This window comes from Azospirillum palustre (genome assembly GCF_002573965.1).
Classification (GTDB): Bacteria; Pseudomonadota; Alphaproteobacteria; order Azospirillales; family Azospirillaceae; genus Azospirillum; species Azospirillum palustre.
This window is the reverse complement of sequence record NZ_PDKW01000043.1, coordinates 2,605,610-2,621,789: the sequence shown is the minus strand read 5'-3', so window position 1 is coordinate 2,621,789 and position 16,180 is coordinate 2,605,610. Positions and strand designations below refer to the sequence as shown.

The window sequence follows — 16,180 nt, the reverse complement described above, 5'->3', positions numbered from 1 at the left end:
GATGCGTGGCGAGGATTGTTTCAGTGACGAGGGCGTTGCACGCCGAGCAACGCCACGCCGTGCGTCCCCCTCACCCCGACCCTCTCCCCGGGGGGGAGAGGGAGAAACGGTCCGCATCAGTCCAGCCATCCCCCTCACTCCCCCGCCGCCTGCAGTTTCGCGCGCCGGGCCGCCTGCCCGTCGTCGGCGATCCGCCCGTCGGCCAGACGCACCGTGCGGTCGCAGCGCGCGGCGAGGCTCTGGTCGTGGGTGATCAGCACCAGCGTCGTGCCGCGCCGCTCGGCCAGATCGAACAGCAGCTTGACGATGGTGGCGCCGGTGTCGATGTCGAGGTTGCCGGTCGGCTCGTCGGCCAGCAGAAGCGACGGCTCGGTGACGAAGGCGCGGGCGAGCGCCGTGCGCTGCTGCTCGCCGCCCGACAGCTGGCCGGGATAATGGTGGATGCGGTGGCCCAGCCCCACCTGCTCCAGCCCGACGCGGGCGCGGTCGAAGGCGTCGGCGACCCCGGCAAATTCCAGCGGGATGGCGACATTCTCCAGCGCTGTCATTGTCGGCACCAGATGGAAAGCCTGGAAGACGATGCCTACATGCTGGCGGCGGAAGCGCGCCAGACCGTCCTCGTCCAGCTTCCCCAGATCCTGGCCGGCGACGCGGATGAGGCCGCCGCTGGGGCGCTCCAGCCCGGCCATCACCATCATCATGGTCGACTTGCCGGAGCCGCTGGGGCCGACGACGCCGACCCGCTCGCCGGCCGACACCTGAAGATTCACGCCGCGCAGGATGTTGACGGGTCCGGCGCCGCTGTCCAATTTCAGGTGGACGTCGTCGAGTTCAACGATGATTTCGTTTGAAGAGCGGGCGATGGAATTTGACGACGTTGCAGGGGACTGAGCCTTGGACATGCGACACTCGCACAAGCGGAATGGACCATCGCCATATGGCACGACCCGCCGGGCTTTCAACACGGGCGCCCTTGGCGTGGCGCTCGCCTTTCTTTTCGCCGCAGGGGCATCGATGACCGTTCCGACCCGCGCGGTTGCCGCGCAGCCGGTGAAGCTGCTGGCGCTGGGCGACAGCCTGACCGCCGGCTATGGGTTGCCGGAACCGCAGGGCTTCACCCGCCAGCTGGAAAAGGCGCTGGCGGCGAAAGGCTACAGCGTCACCGTCGTCAATGCCGGCGTGTCGGGCGACACCACCGCCGGCGGGCGGGCGCGGCTGGACTGGGCGCTGGCCGACAAGCCGGACGCCGCCATCGTCGAGCTGGGCGCCAACGACATGCTGCGCGGGCTCGACCCCGGTCAGGCCAGGGCCAACCTCGACGCCATCCTGAAGACGCTGAAGGAGCGCAAGGTGCCGACCCTGCTGGCCGGCATGTTCGCCTCGCCAAGCCTGGGCAAGCCCTACACCGACAGCTTCAACGCCATCTACCCGGATCTCGCCAAGACCTACGATGTGCCGCTCTATCCCTTCTTCCTCGACGGGGTGGCGTTGCAGCAGGCGCTGATCCAGCCGGACGGGCTGCACCCCAACGCCCAGGGCGTGGCGGTGATCGTCGAGCGCATCCTGCCCTCTGTCACCGCCCTGCTCGACAGCCTGCCGCAAATCCAGAAGACTACAGAAAAGACCGGAGGCTGACCCGCCATGACCGTAACCCCCGTGACCGTGCCCCTGGACAGCGACACCCGCTTTACCGCCGCCTGCGCCGCCGGGGCGGAATGGGGACCGACGGTCAAGGCCTGCCTCGACCGGCTGGGGCCGGTCGCCGGCTGCAACCTCGGTTTCCTCTATCTGACCGACGGGCTGGCGGAGCATGCCACCAGCATCGTCACCCTGCTGCGCGGCGTCACCGGCATCCGCCATTGGGTCGGCACCGCCGGCATCGGCGTGATGGCGAACGGCGCCGCCCTGTTCGACGAGCCGGGGCTGGCGATCATGGCCGCCCGCCTGCCGGAGGACAGCTTCCGCCTGTTCCCCACCCTGACCGACGGGCTGGAGCCGCTGCGCGGCAGTGCCGGCGGCTGGCTGGACAAGCATGGCGCGGCGCTGGCGCTGGTCCATGTCGATCCGCACCATGCCGACATGGCCGGGCTGGTCGCCCGTTTGTCGGAGGAGGCCGGCGTCTTCCTGGTCGGCGGCCTGACCGCCTCGCGCGGGGAGTTCCCGCAGATCGCCGCCGGGGCCGAGGATGCCGACCCGGTCACCGAGGGCGGCGTGTCGGGCATGCTGTTCGCGCCGCAGCTGCCGGTCGCCACCGCGCTGACCCAGGGCTGCCGCCCGATCGGACCGACGCGCACCGTCACCGCCAGCGACGACAACGTGATCCTGGAGATCGACGGCCGCCCGGCGCTCGACGTGTTCAAGGAGGACATCGGGCCGGAGCTTGCCGCCGACCTGCGGCAGGTGGCCGGGCTGATCTGCGCCGGGCTGCCCATCGCCGGCTCCGACACCCAGGATTATCTGGTGCGCGACCTGATCGCCATCGACCCGCGCGCCGGCTGGCTCTCCATCGCCGAACGGGTCACCACCGGCCAGACGGTGATGTTCACCCGCCGCGATGCGGAAACCGCCGCCGCCGACATGCGGCGGATGCTGGACAGCCTCAAGAAACGGGTGAAGGCGACGCCGAAGGGGGCGGTGTATGTCAGCTGCATCGCCCGCGGCCCCAGCCTGTTCGGTGCCGCCAATGCCGAGCTGTCGATGATCCGCGAGGTCTTCGGCGACATCCCGCTGACCGGCTTCTTCGCCTCCGGCGAGGTGTCGCACAACCGGCTCTATGGCTACACCGGCGTGCTGACGCTGTTTCTGTAAAGATCATTTCGAATAAGGAACGTTCCGGATGCAGTATCGTCCGCTTGGCCGCACCGGCCTGTCGGTCAGCGCCATCGGCCTGGGCACCATGACCTGGGGCCGTCAGAACACCGAGGCGGAAGGCCATGCCCAGATGGACGCGGCGCTCGACCGCGGCATCAACTTCTGGGACACGGCGGAGATGTACGCCATCCCGCCGACCGCCGACACCTATGGCAAAACCGAGGAGGTGATCGGCAGCTGGTTCCAGTCGCGCGGCAAGCGTGACCGGGTGATCCTCGCCAGCAAGATCATCGGCCTGCCGGCCGGCGGCTTCGGCTGGATACGCGAGGGCAAGTCGCGGCTCGACCGCGCCAACCTCTTCGCGGCGGTGGAGGCCAGCCTGTCGCGGCTGAAGACCGACTATATCGACCTCTACCAGATCCATTGGCCCGACCGCGTCACCAACCGCTTCGGCGTCCGCACCTACAAGCACAAGCCCGAGCAGGACGCCGTTCCGATCGAGGAGACGCTGGCGGCGCTGGCCGAACTGGTGCAGGCCGGCAAGATCCGCCATGTCGGCCTGTCGAACGAAAGCCCGTGGGGCGTCATGCGCTACCTGCGCGCTGCCGAGGTGGCTGGGCTGCCGCGCGTCGCATCGATCCAGAACGCCTACAACCTGCTGAACCGGACCTTCGAGAACGGCTTGTCGGAGGTGGCTCTGCGCGAGGATGTCGGGCTGCTGGCCTACTCGCCGCTCGCCGCCGGCACGCTGACCGGCAAGTACCTGAACGGCGCCATTCCGCCGGGCAGCCGCCGTTCGCTCGACCACCGGCCGTCGCGCTACAACACGGTCAATGCCGACGCGGGGACGGAGGCCTATCTGGACATCGCCCGCCGCCATGGGCTGGCGCCCAACCAGATGGCCATCGCCTTCACGCTGCAGCAGCCCTTCGTCACCTCCTCGCTGATCGGGGCGACGACAATGGAGACGCTGATCTCCAACATCGACTCCATCGGCCTGACCCTGTCGCCCGAGGTGATGGCGGAGATCGACGCCGTGCACAACCGCATGCCGGATCCGTGCCCGTAAGCTGTCTTACAGCCCGCCCCCTTTCCCCCAGCGGGGCGGGCCCGTTGCAGCAACCGGCCCTGTAAGTCTGGAGGTGCCCCATGCTCCGCCTGTTCGTCGCGCTCGACCTGACGGAGGAGGTTCGCCGGCGGCTGGCCGGGCTGGGCGGCGGGGTGCCCGGCGCGCGCTGGACCGAGCCTGACACCATGCACCTGACCCTGCGCTTCATCGGCGAGGTGCCGGAGGATCAGGCGATGGACATCGACGCCGCCCTGGCGGAGCTGCGGGCGCCGGCCTTCGCGCTCACCTTCGACGGGGTCGGCGTGTTCGGCTCCGGCCGCAAGGCGCGGGTGCTGTGGGCCGGGGTGGAGCGCAACGAGGCGCTGGCCCATCTCCAGGCCAAGGTCGAGTCCGCCATCGTTCGCTGCGGCCTGCCGGCGGAGGAGCGGAAATTCTCCCCCCACATCACGCTGGCCCGGCTGAAGGATGCGCCGGCCGACCGCATCGGCCGCTTCCTGTCCGACCGCGGCCTGTTCCGCGCCGGCCCGATGCCGGTCGACCGCCTGACCCTCTACCGCAGCCATCTCGGCAACGGCGGCGCCGTCTATGAAGCGTTGCGGGACTATCCGCTGGACGGCGCTGTGGGCGGCTGACCGCGTTCAGGCGGTGATGCTGTCCCAGGGATCGGCGTCCGGCTTCACGCCGGTGCCGCTGACGACCACCCGGTCCTTGCCGTCCTGCTTGGCGCGGTACATGCGCTGATCCGCCAGCTCCACCAGCGCTTCCCAATCGGCGGGACGGTCGGCCGTCTGTTCGGCGACGCCGATGCTGGCGGTCTGCAAACTGCCGTCCGGCCGCTTGCCGAAGCCGGCGCGGCGCATGCGCTCCACCGCGATCATCGCGCCGTCCACCGGGGTGTCGGGCATGACGACCAGGAACTCCTCGCCGCCCCAGCGGATCAGGGCGTCGGACTGGCGCAGCAGGCTGCGGATGGTGTTGGCGGCATGGCGCAGGACGCGGTCGCCCTCCTCATGGCCATAGCGGTCGTTGACCGCCTTGAAGTCGTCCAGATCGACGAAGATCGCCGTCAGCGGCTGCGTCGCCCGCTCGGCATGGGCGACCTGGAGTTTCAGCAACTCCTCCCCGATCCGGCGGGAGAAGGCGCCGGTCAGCGCGTCGTGCGCCGCCTGCTCCAGCAGCGCGATCATGAAATGCAGCTGGCTGATCGCCGCCAGCGTCGCCACCACCGCGATCAGCGCCAAGAGCCACAGTGCGCTGATGTATGAGGGGAACGGCATCACCAGCGAGCCGTAGAAGCCGGCGGCCAGATGGGCGCCCAGCATCGGTGCCGCGAACAGCGCCCCTTCCAGCGCGGTCAGCGGAAAGACGCTGAGCCCCGCCACCATCACGAAGGGCAGATAGCCGTAGCCGGCGCTGACGGCGATGCGCAGGTCATCGACCCCCTGATTGTAGAGCAGCGGGTGGGAGACGGCGAAGAAGACGGTCGGGATCGCCAGCAGCGCCGCCAGCCGCCACCAGGCGCATCTCATGTCCTCGCAGGACCGGCGGTCGAAGGCGAGCGCCAGGAAGGCGGCGCTGGCGGTCAGGCGCAGCAGGATCAGCCAGATCGCCAGCGACCATTCGAAGACGGTGACGTCGATGGCGATCCACAGCGGCGTCAGGATGCCGAAGATCAGTGCCACCATGCGGACGCGCGACTGGATCATCGCGGCGCGGCGGCGTTGCAGGATCGGCGAGTGGCCCGCCGGCAGGATCAGATCGGGCAGTTCGTCGCTGCGGACGAAGGCGTCGACCAGCGCGGCGAGAAGCCTCTCAACCCGCATACGGCAGCCTGCCCCCGGCACCGGCCGGACGTGTCGCCAATGGATTAGCCATGCTGGGTGATTACACGTGCATGACCGCCCCTTCAACGGCTTTCGCGCAAAAACCGCTCGGCAGCCGTGGAAAATATACAAAGATCCCAGCATGCGACAAAAAGTAACGGGCGGCGCATCACCGACGCGCCGCCCGTCCAGACAGGTCCGATTTGTCCACGGCGATGGCCGGGATCAGTCCTTCAGGTCTTCCCAAAGCTCCTTCACCTTGGCGAAGAAGCCCTCCGACTGCGGGTTCGACCCTTCCTTGGCGGCACCTTCGAACTCGCGCAGCAGTTCCTGCTGGCGCTTGGTCAGGTTCACCGGGGTTTCCACCACCGCCTGGATGTACATGTCGCCGCGCTGGGCGCTGCGCAGCACCGACATGCCCTTGCCCTTGATGCGGAACTGGTGGCCCGACTGGGTGCCCGGCGGCACCGTCACCTTGGTGCGGCTGCCGTCGATGGTCGGCACCTCCACCGCCCCGCCGAGCGCCGCCGTGGTCATCGGGATTGGCACCCGGCAGTGGATGTTGGCGCCGTCGCGCTGGAAGATCGGGTGCGGCGCCAGCGCCAGGAAGATGTAGAGGTCGCCGGCCGGTGCGCCGCGCAGACCCGCCTCGCCCTCGCCGGCCAGACGGATGCGGGTGCCGTCCTCGACGCCGGCGGGGATGTTGACCTGAAGGGTTTTCTCCTTGCGCAGCCGGCCGGAGCCGCCGCAGGTCTTGCAGGCGTCCTTGATGACCTTGCCGGCGCCGTGGCAGCCGGGGCAGGTCCGCTCGATGGTGAAGAAGCCCTGCTGCGCCCGCACCTTGCCGTGGCCCTGGCAGGTCGGACAGGTGATCGGCTGGGTTCCCGCCGCGGCGCCCGACCCGTTGCAGCCGTCGCACTGCACGGTGGTGGGCACGCGGATGGTGGTCTGGGTGCCCTTGAAGGCGTCCTCCAGCCCGATCTCCAGATTGTAGCGCAGGTCCTGGCCGCGGCCGGACGTGCCGCCGCCGCCGCGGCGCCCGCCCATGAACTCGCCGAACATCTCGTCGAAGATGTCGGCGAAGCCGCCGCCGCCGCCGAAGTCGAAGTTGAAGCCGCCGGCGCCCGCACCGGGACCCGGACCACGGCCATTCTCGAAGGCGGCGTGGCCGAACCGGTCGTAGGCCGCGCGCTTCTGATCGTCCTTCAGGACGTCATACGCCTCGCTGATTTCCTTGAACTTCTGCTCGGCGTCCTTGTCACCCTGGTTGCGGTCCGGGTGGTACTGCATCGCCATCTTGCGATAAGCCTTTTTCAGCTCATCCGCGCTGGCGCTCTTCGCCACACCGAGCAGCTCGTAATAATCCTGTTTCGCCATGGGGGCCGACCGCCTTTGAGTCGTTCTGGTCCAAACTGTCCGCGTCGCGTCGGAGCCTGACCCCAGCATACCGAAGGCCCGCCGCCGGGGAAAGGCGGCGGGCCATCGATGCTCGCGTCAGGTCCGTATCAAAAAGAAGCTGGCCTTAAGATCAGGCCGACTTCTTCTTGTCGTCCTGGACCTCTTCGAAGTCGGCGTCGACGACGCCCGGCTCGTTCGGCTGGGCGCCCGGCGCCTCGCCGCCCGCAGCCGGGGCCTCGCCCTGGCCGGCCTTGTACATCGCCTCGCCCAGCTTCATCGAAACCTGGGCCAGGGCCTCGGTCTTCGCCTTGATGCCTTCCAGATCCTCGCTGTCCAGCACCGACTTCAGTTCGGCGACGGCAGCCTCCGCGGCGGTCTTGTCGGAGGCCGGGATCTTGTCGCCGTTCTCCTTGATGGTCCGCTCGGTGGTGTGGATCAGGGCGTCGGCATGGTTGCGGGCGTCGACCAGCTCGCGGCGCTTCTTGTCGTCGGCCGAGTGGGCCTCGGCGTCCTTCACCATCTTCTGGATGTCGGCGTCCGACAGGCCGCCCGAGGCCTGGATGCGGATCTGCTGCTCCTTGCCGGTCGCCTTGTCCTTCGCCGTGACGCTGACGATGCCGTTGGCGTCGATGTCGAAGGTCACCTCGACCTGCGGCACGCCGCGCGGGGCCGGCGGGATGCCGACCAGATCGAACTGGCCCAGCATCTTGTTGTCGGCCGCCATCTCGCGCTCGCCCTGGAAGACGCGGATGGTGACGGCGTTCTGGTTGTCCTCGGCGGTCGAGAAGGTCTGGCTCTTCTTCGTCGGCACCGTGGTGTTGCGGTCGATCAGGCGGGTGAAGACGCCGCCCAGCGTCTCGATGCCCAGCGACAGCGGGGTGACGTCGAGCAGCAGGACGTCCTTGACCTCGCCCTTCAGCACGCCGCCCTGGATGGCGGCGCCGATGGCGACCACCTCGTCCGGGTTGACGCCGCGGTGCGGTTCACGGCCGAAGAACTGCTTCACCGCGTCGATGACCTTGGGCATGCGGGTCATGCCGCCGACCAGGATCACCTCGTCGATCTCGCTGGCCTTCAGGCCGGCGTCCTTCAGGGCCGCCTTGCAGGGCTCGATCGTGCGCTGCACCAGCTCGTCCACCAGGGCTTCCAGCTTGGCGCGGGTCAGCTTGATGTTGAGGTGCTTCGGACCGGTCTGGTCGGCGGTGATGAAGGGCAGGTTGACTTCGGTCTGCGTGGTGGACGACAGCTCGATCTTCGCCTTTTCCGCGGCCTCCTTGAGGCGCTGGAGCGCGAGCTTGTCCTTGCGCAGGTCGATGCCCTGCTCCTTGGCGAACTCGTCCGCGAGATACTCGATGATCCGGCTGTCGAAGTCCTCGCCGCCCAGGAAGGTGTCGCCGTTGGTCGACTTCACCTCGAAGACGCCGTCGCCGATCTCCAGCACGGAGATGTCGAAGGTGCCGCCGCCCAGGTCATAGACCGCGACGGTGCCGGACCCCTTCTTCTCCATGCCGTAGGCCAGTGCCGCGGCCGTCGGCTCGTTGATGATGCGCAGGACTTCCAGCCCGGCGATCTTGCCGGCGTCCTTGGTGGCCTGGCGCTGGCTGTCGTTGAAGTAGGCCGGGACGGTGATGACCGCCTGCGTGACCTTCTCGCCCAGATAGTTCTCGGCGGTCTCCTTCATCTTGGTGAGGATGAAGGCGCTGATCTGGCTGGGGCTGTACTTCTTGGAGTGCGCCTCGACCCAGGCGTCGCCGTTGTCGCCGGAGATGATGCGGTAGGGAACCAGGCCCTGGTCCTTCTTCGTCAGCGGATCGTCGAAGCGGCGGCCGATCAGACGCTTGATGGCGAAGAGGGTGTTTTCCGGATTGGTGACCGCCTGGCGCTTGGCGGGCTGGCCGATCAGCCGCTCGCCGCCCTGGCTGAAGGCGACCATGGACGGCGTCGTCCGCGCGCCCTCGGCGTTCTCGATCACCTTGGCGCTGCCGCCTTCCATCACGGCGACGCACGAGTTCGTGGTGCCGAGGTCGATACCAATCACTTTGCTCATGTTCAGCCTCTTTCGTTCGGCAGATGCGTGGCGGCCCGTCTGGTCCGGCACCGCCGCGATCCCCATAGGGTCGGTGAAACGTCGGTGGAGCGCTTGGGGTCCTGGTGTCCGGGGGCGACACATGAAAGCGATGCCCCCGGGTCCGGCCCGTGCTGGCGGAGATATAGGCGGAGCCGTTTCGGGCTGCAACAGGGTGGCGCGCCTTTCGGCCTGCAAAAGCGGGGAAAAAACGCTCCCCCGACACCCTTTGCCACACCGCCGCCGTCCTGTTGCTCCTGGCAATAGAATACCTACGTATTCAAGTACGCAAGGACGAGTATCCCGATATTCAAGCGCAATGATTCAAATCGTCACAGGTGTTACAAGAGATAAATGCTTAGCTCATGAACTAGTCAAGGAAGTTAACCTTTCATTAACAAGCAACCGCGTGCAAAGCTCTGTGCAATCAATTCGCAGTTGCTATGATTATTCAAGTTTTGGAGAATCTAATAGTGAAAACCTAAAGGGAATATGCTATCTCGTTTGTCCATTGGGAATGACCGCAAGGGAAGGGGCCGGCAATGCTGCCGCTGCCGCCGCCGAACCGCGCGGTTCAATTGCGATGCTGGTCACACAGGTGTGAAAGGGAAGCGCGATGATGGACGAACGACGCGACGTGGCCCTGGCCATCAAGTCCTGCCTCGACAGCCTGATGAGCGACGCCACGCGATGCGATCTGGACGATCTGGTGCGCTTCCTCAGCCTCGCCGCCCTTGCGGCCGAAGAGGCCGCCGTCGCCCACGACCCGCATGCGCTGCGCATGAAGGCGCTGATGGCCACCGGCGCCGGCCACTGCTGACCGGCGCTCGCCCGTGACCGTGTCGCCGCAGACCGTGTTGCAGTAACCCTGTCCCGAAGAGGCGGATGCCTTTCCGCCTCACAAAACCTGCCGCCTCACAAAATCTCCGCATTGCGGATGGCGTCGTCGATCCGGCCCAGCATCTCGGCGCAGGATTCGTCGCCATCCATCAGGTCGGGCAGCGCGAAGCTGAACATGGCGACCGCGGCGACCGGTCCTGCCGCATCGGCGCGCTCCGCACCGACCAGCCACAGATAATGCGTCTCCGCCCGGCCGTCCTCTTCCGTCCGCATCATCGCCTGGGCGATCACGGCGCCGTCGGCCCGGCTGTCCACGGTCCGGTCCCCCGCCCGCTGGTCCTGCGGCCGGACAAAGCGCAGAGCCATCTCCTGCAAGGTTGCGGCGGTGCCGCCGGAGTCCGGGCGCGGCGCCACCCGGTCGGTCACCAGCCGCAGAACGCCCGCGGCCGGCGGCGGCGGCCGGAAGGTGCCCACCGGCTGCCCTTCATGCTCCTCCACATCGACGGCCCAGCCGGCCGGCAGCCGGAACCGCACCGTGTCGGCCCAGCCGATGTCGGAGCCGTGGGCGCTGTCTTGCCCGCTCCCCTGTCTGCCCCCTGGCCCGCTTGGTGAATAGGTGTCGTCGGCCATGGCCCGCTCCCGAAAATCGCCCATTTCTGGAAACCGCGGCGCGCCTCGCGACGGCACGCCGGGAGGGGCACCATAGGCGCGGCGGAACCGGCAGCCAATGCCAGATCGATGCGGTCGGAAATGCCCCGGAATCGGCCCTGGAAACTGTGGGTGCGGCCGGTTATTCCGGGATCAGGAACTGCACGCCCAGCCAGCGCCAGCGGCCGTCGGCGGCCGGCAGCGTGCAGTTGACGCGGGCACGGCCCGGCGGGAAGGGATCGCGGATGCGGACCTCCACCCGGTCCTCGGCGATGCGTTCCAGCGCGGTGCGGCCCTGGCCGGTGGCGAAGCAGGCCAGCTTGGAGCTGTCGCCCACCCCGTCGGCGATGGTGAAGCCCAGCGGCGGCGGGTTGACGGCGACCAGCGGGTCGTCGGGCGTCAGGTCCGACACCGGCAGCGGCAGCGCGTTGGCCGCCAGCTCGAACCGGTCGGCGCTGCCGTAGGTCTCGTTCATGACGAAGCGCGGCAGGCTCCAGGGATCGGCCTGCGGATGCAGAACCCCGGACTGCTGGCCGAAGGCGGCGGTGAAGCCCTGGTCGATCACCATCTGCCGCACCGCCAGCGAATATTCGCCCTGCGGATAGGCCAGGACCGCCGGGCGCCGCCCCAGCTCCGCCTGGAAGCGGTCGGACATCCGGCGCAGGTCGGCGGCCAGCTGGTCCGGGCTGCGCGCCAGCATCGACTGGGTGGAGGTGCCGAGCGCCCCGATGGTGACGCCGGCCGCCGCCAGCTGGCGGATTTCGCCCCAGGTCATGTGGGCGGGGGAGCCGCGGTCCACCGCGTCGGTGGCGACGAACAGGGTGAAGGGCAGATTGGCCGCCTTCAGCCGCGGCCACGCCTCGGTGAAGGCGGAGCGGCTGGCCTCGTCGATGGTGATCGCCACGGTGCGGTCGGGCAAGGGTTTGCCGGTGCGCAGGGCGTCCAGGATCTTCGGCAGGGGCAGGACGGTGTAATCGCCGTCGGTCAGCTCGTCCAGATGGGCTTCGAACTGGTCGATGCGGATGCTGATCGACGGGTTCTGGTCCTCGCCGAAGCGGTCATAGGCGAACACCACCGCGCTGGCGCCCTGCGGAGAGGCGGCTTCGGCGGCGGCGGGCCGGGACACCGGCACGAACGCGGTCCAGATGGACAGCGCGGCGGCGGCGACTACCGAGACGGCACGACGGAACGGCATGGCGCCCTTGCGGAAAAGGCTGATTGGGGCGACCTCCGCCCCAACGCAAATGATGTGCCACAGTCCCCGTCCTGCGAACAAGCGCTGTCCGCCGCTTTCCTGCGGAGAGCAGAGATGCGGTGCGCGCGTGCAACAATGGAACGCCTGCGGCGCAGCACACGTGGAAATGAGCTTGGGCAAACGAGGCTGGGCAAACGAGCCTGGGCAGTTGAGTTCGGGGGATGGTTCGGGCCGATACCGGCGGCCCCTGTTCCTACATCAGCCGGCCGCCCGCCGCGGCGTCGGTCAGCAGAGGGTAGCGTTCGGCATCCGGCAGCTGGTAGTGCCACCATTCCGAGGGGTAATGCTCCCAGCCCGCCCCCACCATCACGCCCAGCAGCAGGGCGCGGTTGCGCTGCTGTTCGGCGGTCAGGTCGCTGCGGCCATGGTGCGACCGCTCGGTCATCGCATCGAACCCGGTGCCCATGTCCAGAGGCGCGCCGGCGGCATCCACCAGCGTCAGGTCGATCGCCACGCCGCGGGTGTGGTTGGACCCCAGCCGCGGGTCGGCGATATAGGTGGGGTCGGGGAAGGCATGCCAAAGCCTCCATTGCGCCTCCGCCGGGCGGAAGGCATCGTAGACCCGCAGCCGGCAGCCGATGCCGCGGGCCAGCCGGATGGCGTCGGCGAGCCGGCGGGCCGCGTCGGGGTGCAGCATGCACACCGCCGAGCGGTAGATCGGCATGCCCGACAGGTTGTCGGCGGTGGCGTAGAGAAGCTCCAGGTCGATGTCGAAGGCCGGAGGCGTGATCTCGGTCAGCATGAACAGGGCAACCGTCGGCGTATGGGGAAGACGATCGTCCTGTAGCATGGCCGCGGCGCCGTCTGCCATGGTCGCGGGTCTGCCATTCCCATGCGGGCGGGGTCCGTTTCGGGGGAATGCCGTTTTGGCGGGAATGCCGGGCGGGATGGAAATCCGTGGCGGCTGGGCTTGCGTATTATGAACGGGCCGTCCGCGGGTCGCGGCGGCAAGGAAGGTGGGGTGATGAAGGTTCTGGGTCTGGATACGGCCACGTCCGGCTGTTCGGCGGCCTTGTGGAATGGAACGGCCGGTCAGGATAGCGGCGCGCGCGTGACCGTCCGGCGCAGCCCGCCGATGGCGCGCGGGCAGGCCGAAGTGCTGGTGCCGCTGGCGCAGGAGGTGCTGGCCGAGGCCGGCGCCGGTTTCGCCGGGCTCGACCGCATCGCCGTCACCGTCGGGCCGGGCGCCTTCACCGGGCTGCGCATCGCGCTGGCCGCCGCGCGCGGCATCGCCGTCGCCCAGGATCTGCCGGTGATCGGCATCACCAGCTTCGACGCCATCGCCCACGGCGTGCCGGCCGCCGAGCGTGCCGGCCGGTTCCTGCTGGTTGCCGTCGACAGCCGGCGGGCGGAACCCTTCCTTCAACTGTACGACGCGGCGCCGGCCCCAGTCGGCGATCCGGCGATGCCCGATCCGGCGGCGATCCCCGGCTGGCTCGACGGGCTCTACCCGTCCGGGCCGCTGCTGCTGGCCGGCGACGCGGCGGCGGCGGTGGCGCCGCTGCTGGCCGGGCGTGCCGATCTGGCGCTGGCGTCCGGCGACGGGCTGCCGGATGCCGCCGTGGTGGCGGCGCTCGGGGCCGTCCGCCCCACCGGCCTGCCCGCCGAACCCTTCTATCTCCGTCCGCCCGACGTCACCCTGCCGAAGGCGGGGGGGCCGAAAACGGGGGGGCCGAAGACCGCGGCAGCCAGGCCAGGGAGCGAAGCCGTACCGGGCGGAGCCGCGGCATGACCGTCGCCGCCGTCCGCCTCCACCCTGCCGGCCTGCTGGAGGCCGGTGTGGTGGCGGCCCTGCAGCAGGCCTGCTTCCCGGACGATCCCTGGGACGAGGCGTCGGTCGCCACCCTGATCGTCCCGCCGGCCGGCTTCGCCGCCATCGCCCTCGATGACCGGGACCGGCCGCTCGGTTTCGTGATGGCCCGGGTCGCGGCGGAGGATGCGGAGATCCTCGCCATCGGCGTGCTGCCGCAGGCCCGCCGCACCGGCATCGGCCGCCTGCTGGTGGAGGCTGCGGTCGGCGGATCGCAGGACCTGGGTGCGACTGCATTGTTTCTTGAAGTCGCCGAGGATAACCCGGCAGCTTCGAGTCTATACAAGGCCAGCGGCTTTTTTTCGGTCGGACGCCGCCCTGGATACTACAAACGACCGGATGGACGGGTCGCGGCACTTGTCCTGCGCCGCAATCTTGACGGGGCATAGGGGTTAATTTTTCTGCACGATCAGGCGATGGACCCCGTCCGGCTCATCCATTCGTTCGGGGTGGACAGACAGAATGCTGTGACCCAACTCGATCAAGGATCGTGGAACGTTTTCCAAGGGTTCGCCGGCATTCAGCCGGACTTCGAGGGTCTGCCCCGCGTCCATCCGCTCCACCATCAACTTGGTCTTGACGAAGGTTAACGGACAAACCTGCGAGGTGATGTCGAGAAACAAGTCTGTGGAGATTTTTTCGGTCACCGATTCCTCTTTGTTCCAAAGGATGGATATTGCACGATGCAGGAAACCTCTTTATATGGTGAGGTACGAATGCCGCGGAGCAAGCTTACATGAGCAACGGGTCCCCTTCCAACGCGCTGTTGTCTCTGACCACGGAGATCGTGGCGGCGCATGTCTCCAACAATACAGTCGCACTGACCGATCTTCCGACTCTGATCGAACAGGTCTACAAGTCGCTGGCCAATGTCGGCACTGAACCGGTGGTGGCGGAAGAGCGTCCGCAGCCCGCCGTGCCGATCAAGAAGTCGGTCACGCCGGACTATATTGTGTGCCTGGAAGACGGCAAGAAGCTGAAGATGCTGAAGCGCCATCTCAAGACGGCGTACAATATGACCCCAGAAGAATACCGTGACCGCTGGGGCCTGCCGGCCGACTACCCGATGGTCGCGCCGAACTACGCCCGCCAGCGCAGCTCGCTGGCCAAGCAGATCGGTCTCGGTACCCGCGCCCGCCGCGGCGCCTGAGGGGATTGGGGGTCCCGCAGGGCGGACCGGTGCCGTGCTGGTGCCGCCGCCCTTTCCGCCCCCTTCCCTTCCTTCCCGCGCCCGACCATCCCGCCTTCACTGCGGGTGGCCCGTCCGGCAGGGCATCGCCGCCGCCGCACAGATCCGGCGCTCCAGACTTCATAAACTGCGAAATTCATGCAGGCCGATCCGCTGCCGGTCAAGGGTGCCGGGCCAGGGTGTCGGCTGACCGCGTGCCGCGCTGTCGGCTACGATGTCGGTTGACCGGCAACCGGCGGATCGTGTTATGCCTTGTGGTGCGTGCGACTCTGTCGTCCCGACCCAGCCGCTGCGGCCCGGCCGCCGTGGCCCGGCGGTGGCAGGCAGGGAGGCGCAGCGCATAGTCCCGAACCATCATCGCAGCGGACCCTCGACATGGCTGATGCAAGCTTGGACCAGCCGGGCATGACCCGGACTAGCCCGGAGCGGCGCGAGGCGTCCGCACCCGACCCCGGTGTCGGTGGCGAGAAGCTGACGGACGGCATCCGCCTGGGCACCCTGGAGGTGCGGCTGGCCCGCTCGGCGGAAGAGATCGATTGGGCGCAGGCGCTGCGCTACCGCGTCTTCTATGAGGAGATGGCGGCGGTTCCCTCTCCGGCGATGCGGGCCCGGTCCCGTGATTTCGACGATTACGACGGTGTGGCCGACCATCTGCTGGTCATCGACCATGCCCGCGGCAACGGCCCCGACATGGTGGTCGGAACCTACCGTCTGATCCGCCGCCCCGCCGCCGAGAAGGTCGGCCGTTTCTATTCCAGCGACGAATACGACATCGGCCGCCTCGCCAGCTATCCCGGCGAGGTGCTGGAGCTGGGGCGCTCCTGTGTCGATGCCGGCTATCGGTCGCGCGGCAGCATGCAGCTGCTGTGGCAGGGCATCGCCGCCTATGTGTTCCAGCACGACATCGCCCTGATGTTCGGCTGCGCCAGCCTGCCCGGCACCGATCCGGATGCGATGGCGGAGCCGCTGTCCTACCTCTACCATCATCATCTGGCCCCGCCGGAGCTGCGGGCGACGGCCTTGCCGGAACGCTTCGTGTCGCTGGACCGCATGCCCAAGGACCAGATCGATCCTCGGCGGGCGCTGAACATCCTGCCGCCGCTGATCAAGGGCTATCTGCGGCTGGGCGGCTTCATCGGCGACGGTGCCGTGATCGACCATCAGTTCAACACCACCGACGTCTGCATCGTGGTGAAGAGCGATCTGATCACCGACAAGTATGCCAAGCATTACGAGCGTCGCAGCCGCGACAGCCAAGCCGGCTGAGGCCCC

At 68.2% G+C, this 16,180-nt stretch carries 18 protein-coding genes; 10 read left to right on the top strand and 8 right to left on the bottom strand.

The features are described 5' to 3' along the window. Positions 1-134: 134 nt before the first annotated feature. Positions 135-902: an ABC transporter ATP-binding protein gene (locus CRT60_RS34660; protein ID WP_098740868.1), complete on the bottom strand. Its 768-nt coding sequence runs from the start codon at positions 900-902 to the stop codon at positions 135-137. 112 nt (positions 903-1,014) lie between these two features. Here CRT60_RS34660 and CRT60_RS34655 point away from each other — a divergent pair, with 112 nt between their 5' ends. The 4 genes from CRT60_RS34655 to thpR all read left to right on the top strand — a co-directional run bounded on the left by CRT60_RS34655 (position 1,015) and on the right by thpR (position 4,512). Further along, positions 1,015-1,635, top strand: coding sequence for an arylesterase (locus tag CRT60_RS34655; protein ID WP_098740867.1), 621 nt, complete (start codon positions 1,015-1,017; stop codon positions 1,633-1,635). A 6-nt stretch (positions 1,636-1,641) separates the two neighbouring features. Continuing rightward, positions 1,642-2,808 carry an FIST signal transduction protein gene (locus CRT60_RS34650; RefSeq protein WP_244592909.1) on the top strand — a complete coding sequence of 389 codons (1,167 nt, stop codon included), beginning with the start codon at positions 1,642-1,644 and terminating at the stop codon, positions 2,806-2,808. A 28-nt stretch (positions 2,809-2,836) separates the two neighbouring features. Continuing rightward, the gene (locus CRT60_RS34645; protein WP_098740866.1) at positions 2,837-3,880 is read left to right on the top strand and encodes an NADP(H)-dependent aldo-keto reductase; all 1,044 of its coding nucleotides are present in this window, start codon (positions 2,837-2,839) and stop codon (positions 3,878-3,880) included. A gap of 80 nt (positions 3,881-3,960) precedes the next feature. Further along, positions 3,961-4,512 (top strand): RNA 2',3'-cyclic phosphodiesterase, encoded by a 552-nt coding sequence (gene thpR / locus CRT60_RS34640; RefSeq protein ID WP_098740865.1) that lies wholly within the window; start codon positions 3,961-3,963, stop codon positions 4,510-4,512. Between the two features lie 6 nt (positions 4,513-4,518). Here the strand turns inward: thpR and CRT60_RS34635 are convergent, their stop codons facing one another. From CRT60_RS34635 to dnaK, 3 genes are all read right to left on the bottom strand, one after another. Beyond that, a complete protein-coding gene (locus CRT60_RS34635) occupies positions 4,519-5,703 on the bottom strand; it encodes a GGDEF domain-containing protein (protein WP_098740864.1) in 1,185 nt (394 codons plus the stop codon). A 225-nt stretch (positions 5,704-5,928) separates the two neighbouring features. Next, a complete protein-coding gene (dnaJ, locus tag CRT60_RS34630; RefSeq protein WP_098740863.1) occupies positions 5,929-7,080 on the bottom strand; it encodes a molecular chaperone DnaJ in 1,152 nt (383 codons plus the stop codon). A gap of 151 nt (positions 7,081-7,231) precedes the next feature. Then, positions 7,232-9,148, bottom strand: a complete 1,917-nt coding sequence (dnaK, locus tag CRT60_RS34625; protein WP_098740862.1) for a molecular chaperone DnaK — start codon at positions 9,146-9,148, stop codon at positions 7,232-7,234. A gap of 337 nt (positions 9,149-9,485) precedes the next feature. Here dnaK and CRT60_RS35970 point away from each other — a divergent pair, with 337 nt between their 5' ends. Together CRT60_RS35970 and CRT60_RS34620 are read left to right on the top strand one after the other, a co-directional pair. Then, positions 9,486-9,770, top strand: coding sequence for a hypothetical protein (locus tag CRT60_RS35970; RefSeq protein WP_143273440.1), 285 nt, complete (start codon positions 9,486-9,488; stop codon positions 9,768-9,770). Between the two features lie 12 nt (positions 9,771-9,782). Next, on the top strand, positions 9,783-9,986 hold the full coding sequence (locus CRT60_RS34620; RefSeq protein ID WP_098740861.1) for a hypothetical protein: 204 nt from the start codon (positions 9,783-9,785) through the stop codon (positions 9,984-9,986). A gap of 95 nt (positions 9,987-10,081) precedes the next feature. Here the strand turns inward: CRT60_RS34620 and CRT60_RS34615 are convergent, their stop codons facing one another. The 3 genes from CRT60_RS34615 to ddpX form a co-directional block, all read right to left on the bottom strand. Beyond that, positions 10,082-10,636: a hypothetical protein gene (locus CRT60_RS34615; protein WP_244592908.1), complete on the bottom strand. Its 555-nt coding sequence runs from the start codon at positions 10,634-10,636 to the stop codon at positions 10,082-10,084. A 160-nt stretch (positions 10,637-10,796) separates the two neighbouring features. Further along, positions 10,797-11,849, bottom strand: coding sequence for a polysaccharide deacetylase family protein (locus tag CRT60_RS34610; RefSeq protein WP_098740860.1), 1,053 nt, complete (start codon positions 11,847-11,849; stop codon positions 10,797-10,799). A gap of 253 nt (positions 11,850-12,102) precedes the next feature. Next, positions 12,103-12,651, bottom strand: a complete 549-nt coding sequence (ddpX, locus tag CRT60_RS34605; protein WP_098741182.1) for a D-alanyl-D-alanine dipeptidase — start codon at positions 12,649-12,651, stop codon at positions 12,103-12,105. Between the two features lie 222 nt (positions 12,652-12,873). Between ddpX and tsaB the strand changes: the two genes are divergently transcribed. After that, the gene (tsaB, locus tag CRT60_RS34600) at positions 12,874-13,641 is read left to right on the top strand and encodes a tRNA (adenosine(37)-N6)-threonylcarbamoyltransferase complex dimerization subunit type 1 TsaB (RefSeq protein ID WP_098740859.1); all 768 of its coding nucleotides are present in this window, start codon (positions 12,874-12,876) and stop codon (positions 13,639-13,641) included. Further along, a complete protein-coding gene (locus tag CRT60_RS34595; RefSeq protein ID WP_098740858.1) occupies positions 13,638-14,108 on the top strand; it encodes a GNAT family N-acetyltransferase in 471 nt (156 codons plus the stop codon). Before tsaB ends, CRT60_RS34595 begins: the two co-directional genes overlap by 4 nt. A gap of 3 nt (positions 14,109-14,111) precedes the next feature. Here CRT60_RS34595 and CRT60_RS34590 read toward each other — a convergent pair whose 3' ends face one another. Beyond that, complete coding sequence (locus CRT60_RS34590; RefSeq protein ID WP_098740857.1) at positions 14,112-14,366, bottom strand: sulfurtransferase TusA family protein; 255 nt, start codon at positions 14,364-14,366, stop codon at positions 14,112-14,114. A gap of 89 nt (positions 14,367-14,455) precedes the next feature. On the opposite strand from CRT60_RS34590, the gene CRT60_RS34585 reads away from it, so the two are divergent. Next, positions 14,456-14,869, top strand: a complete 414-nt coding sequence (locus CRT60_RS34585; RefSeq protein ID WP_014249126.1) for a Ros/MucR family transcriptional regulator — start codon at positions 14,456-14,458, stop codon at positions 14,867-14,869. A 414-nt stretch (positions 14,870-15,283) separates the two neighbouring features. Beyond that, a complete protein-coding gene (locus CRT60_RS34580; protein ID WP_098740856.1) occupies positions 15,284-16,174 on the top strand; it encodes a GNAT family N-acetyltransferase in 891 nt (296 codons plus the stop codon). Positions 16,175-16,180 lie beyond the last annotated feature (6 nt).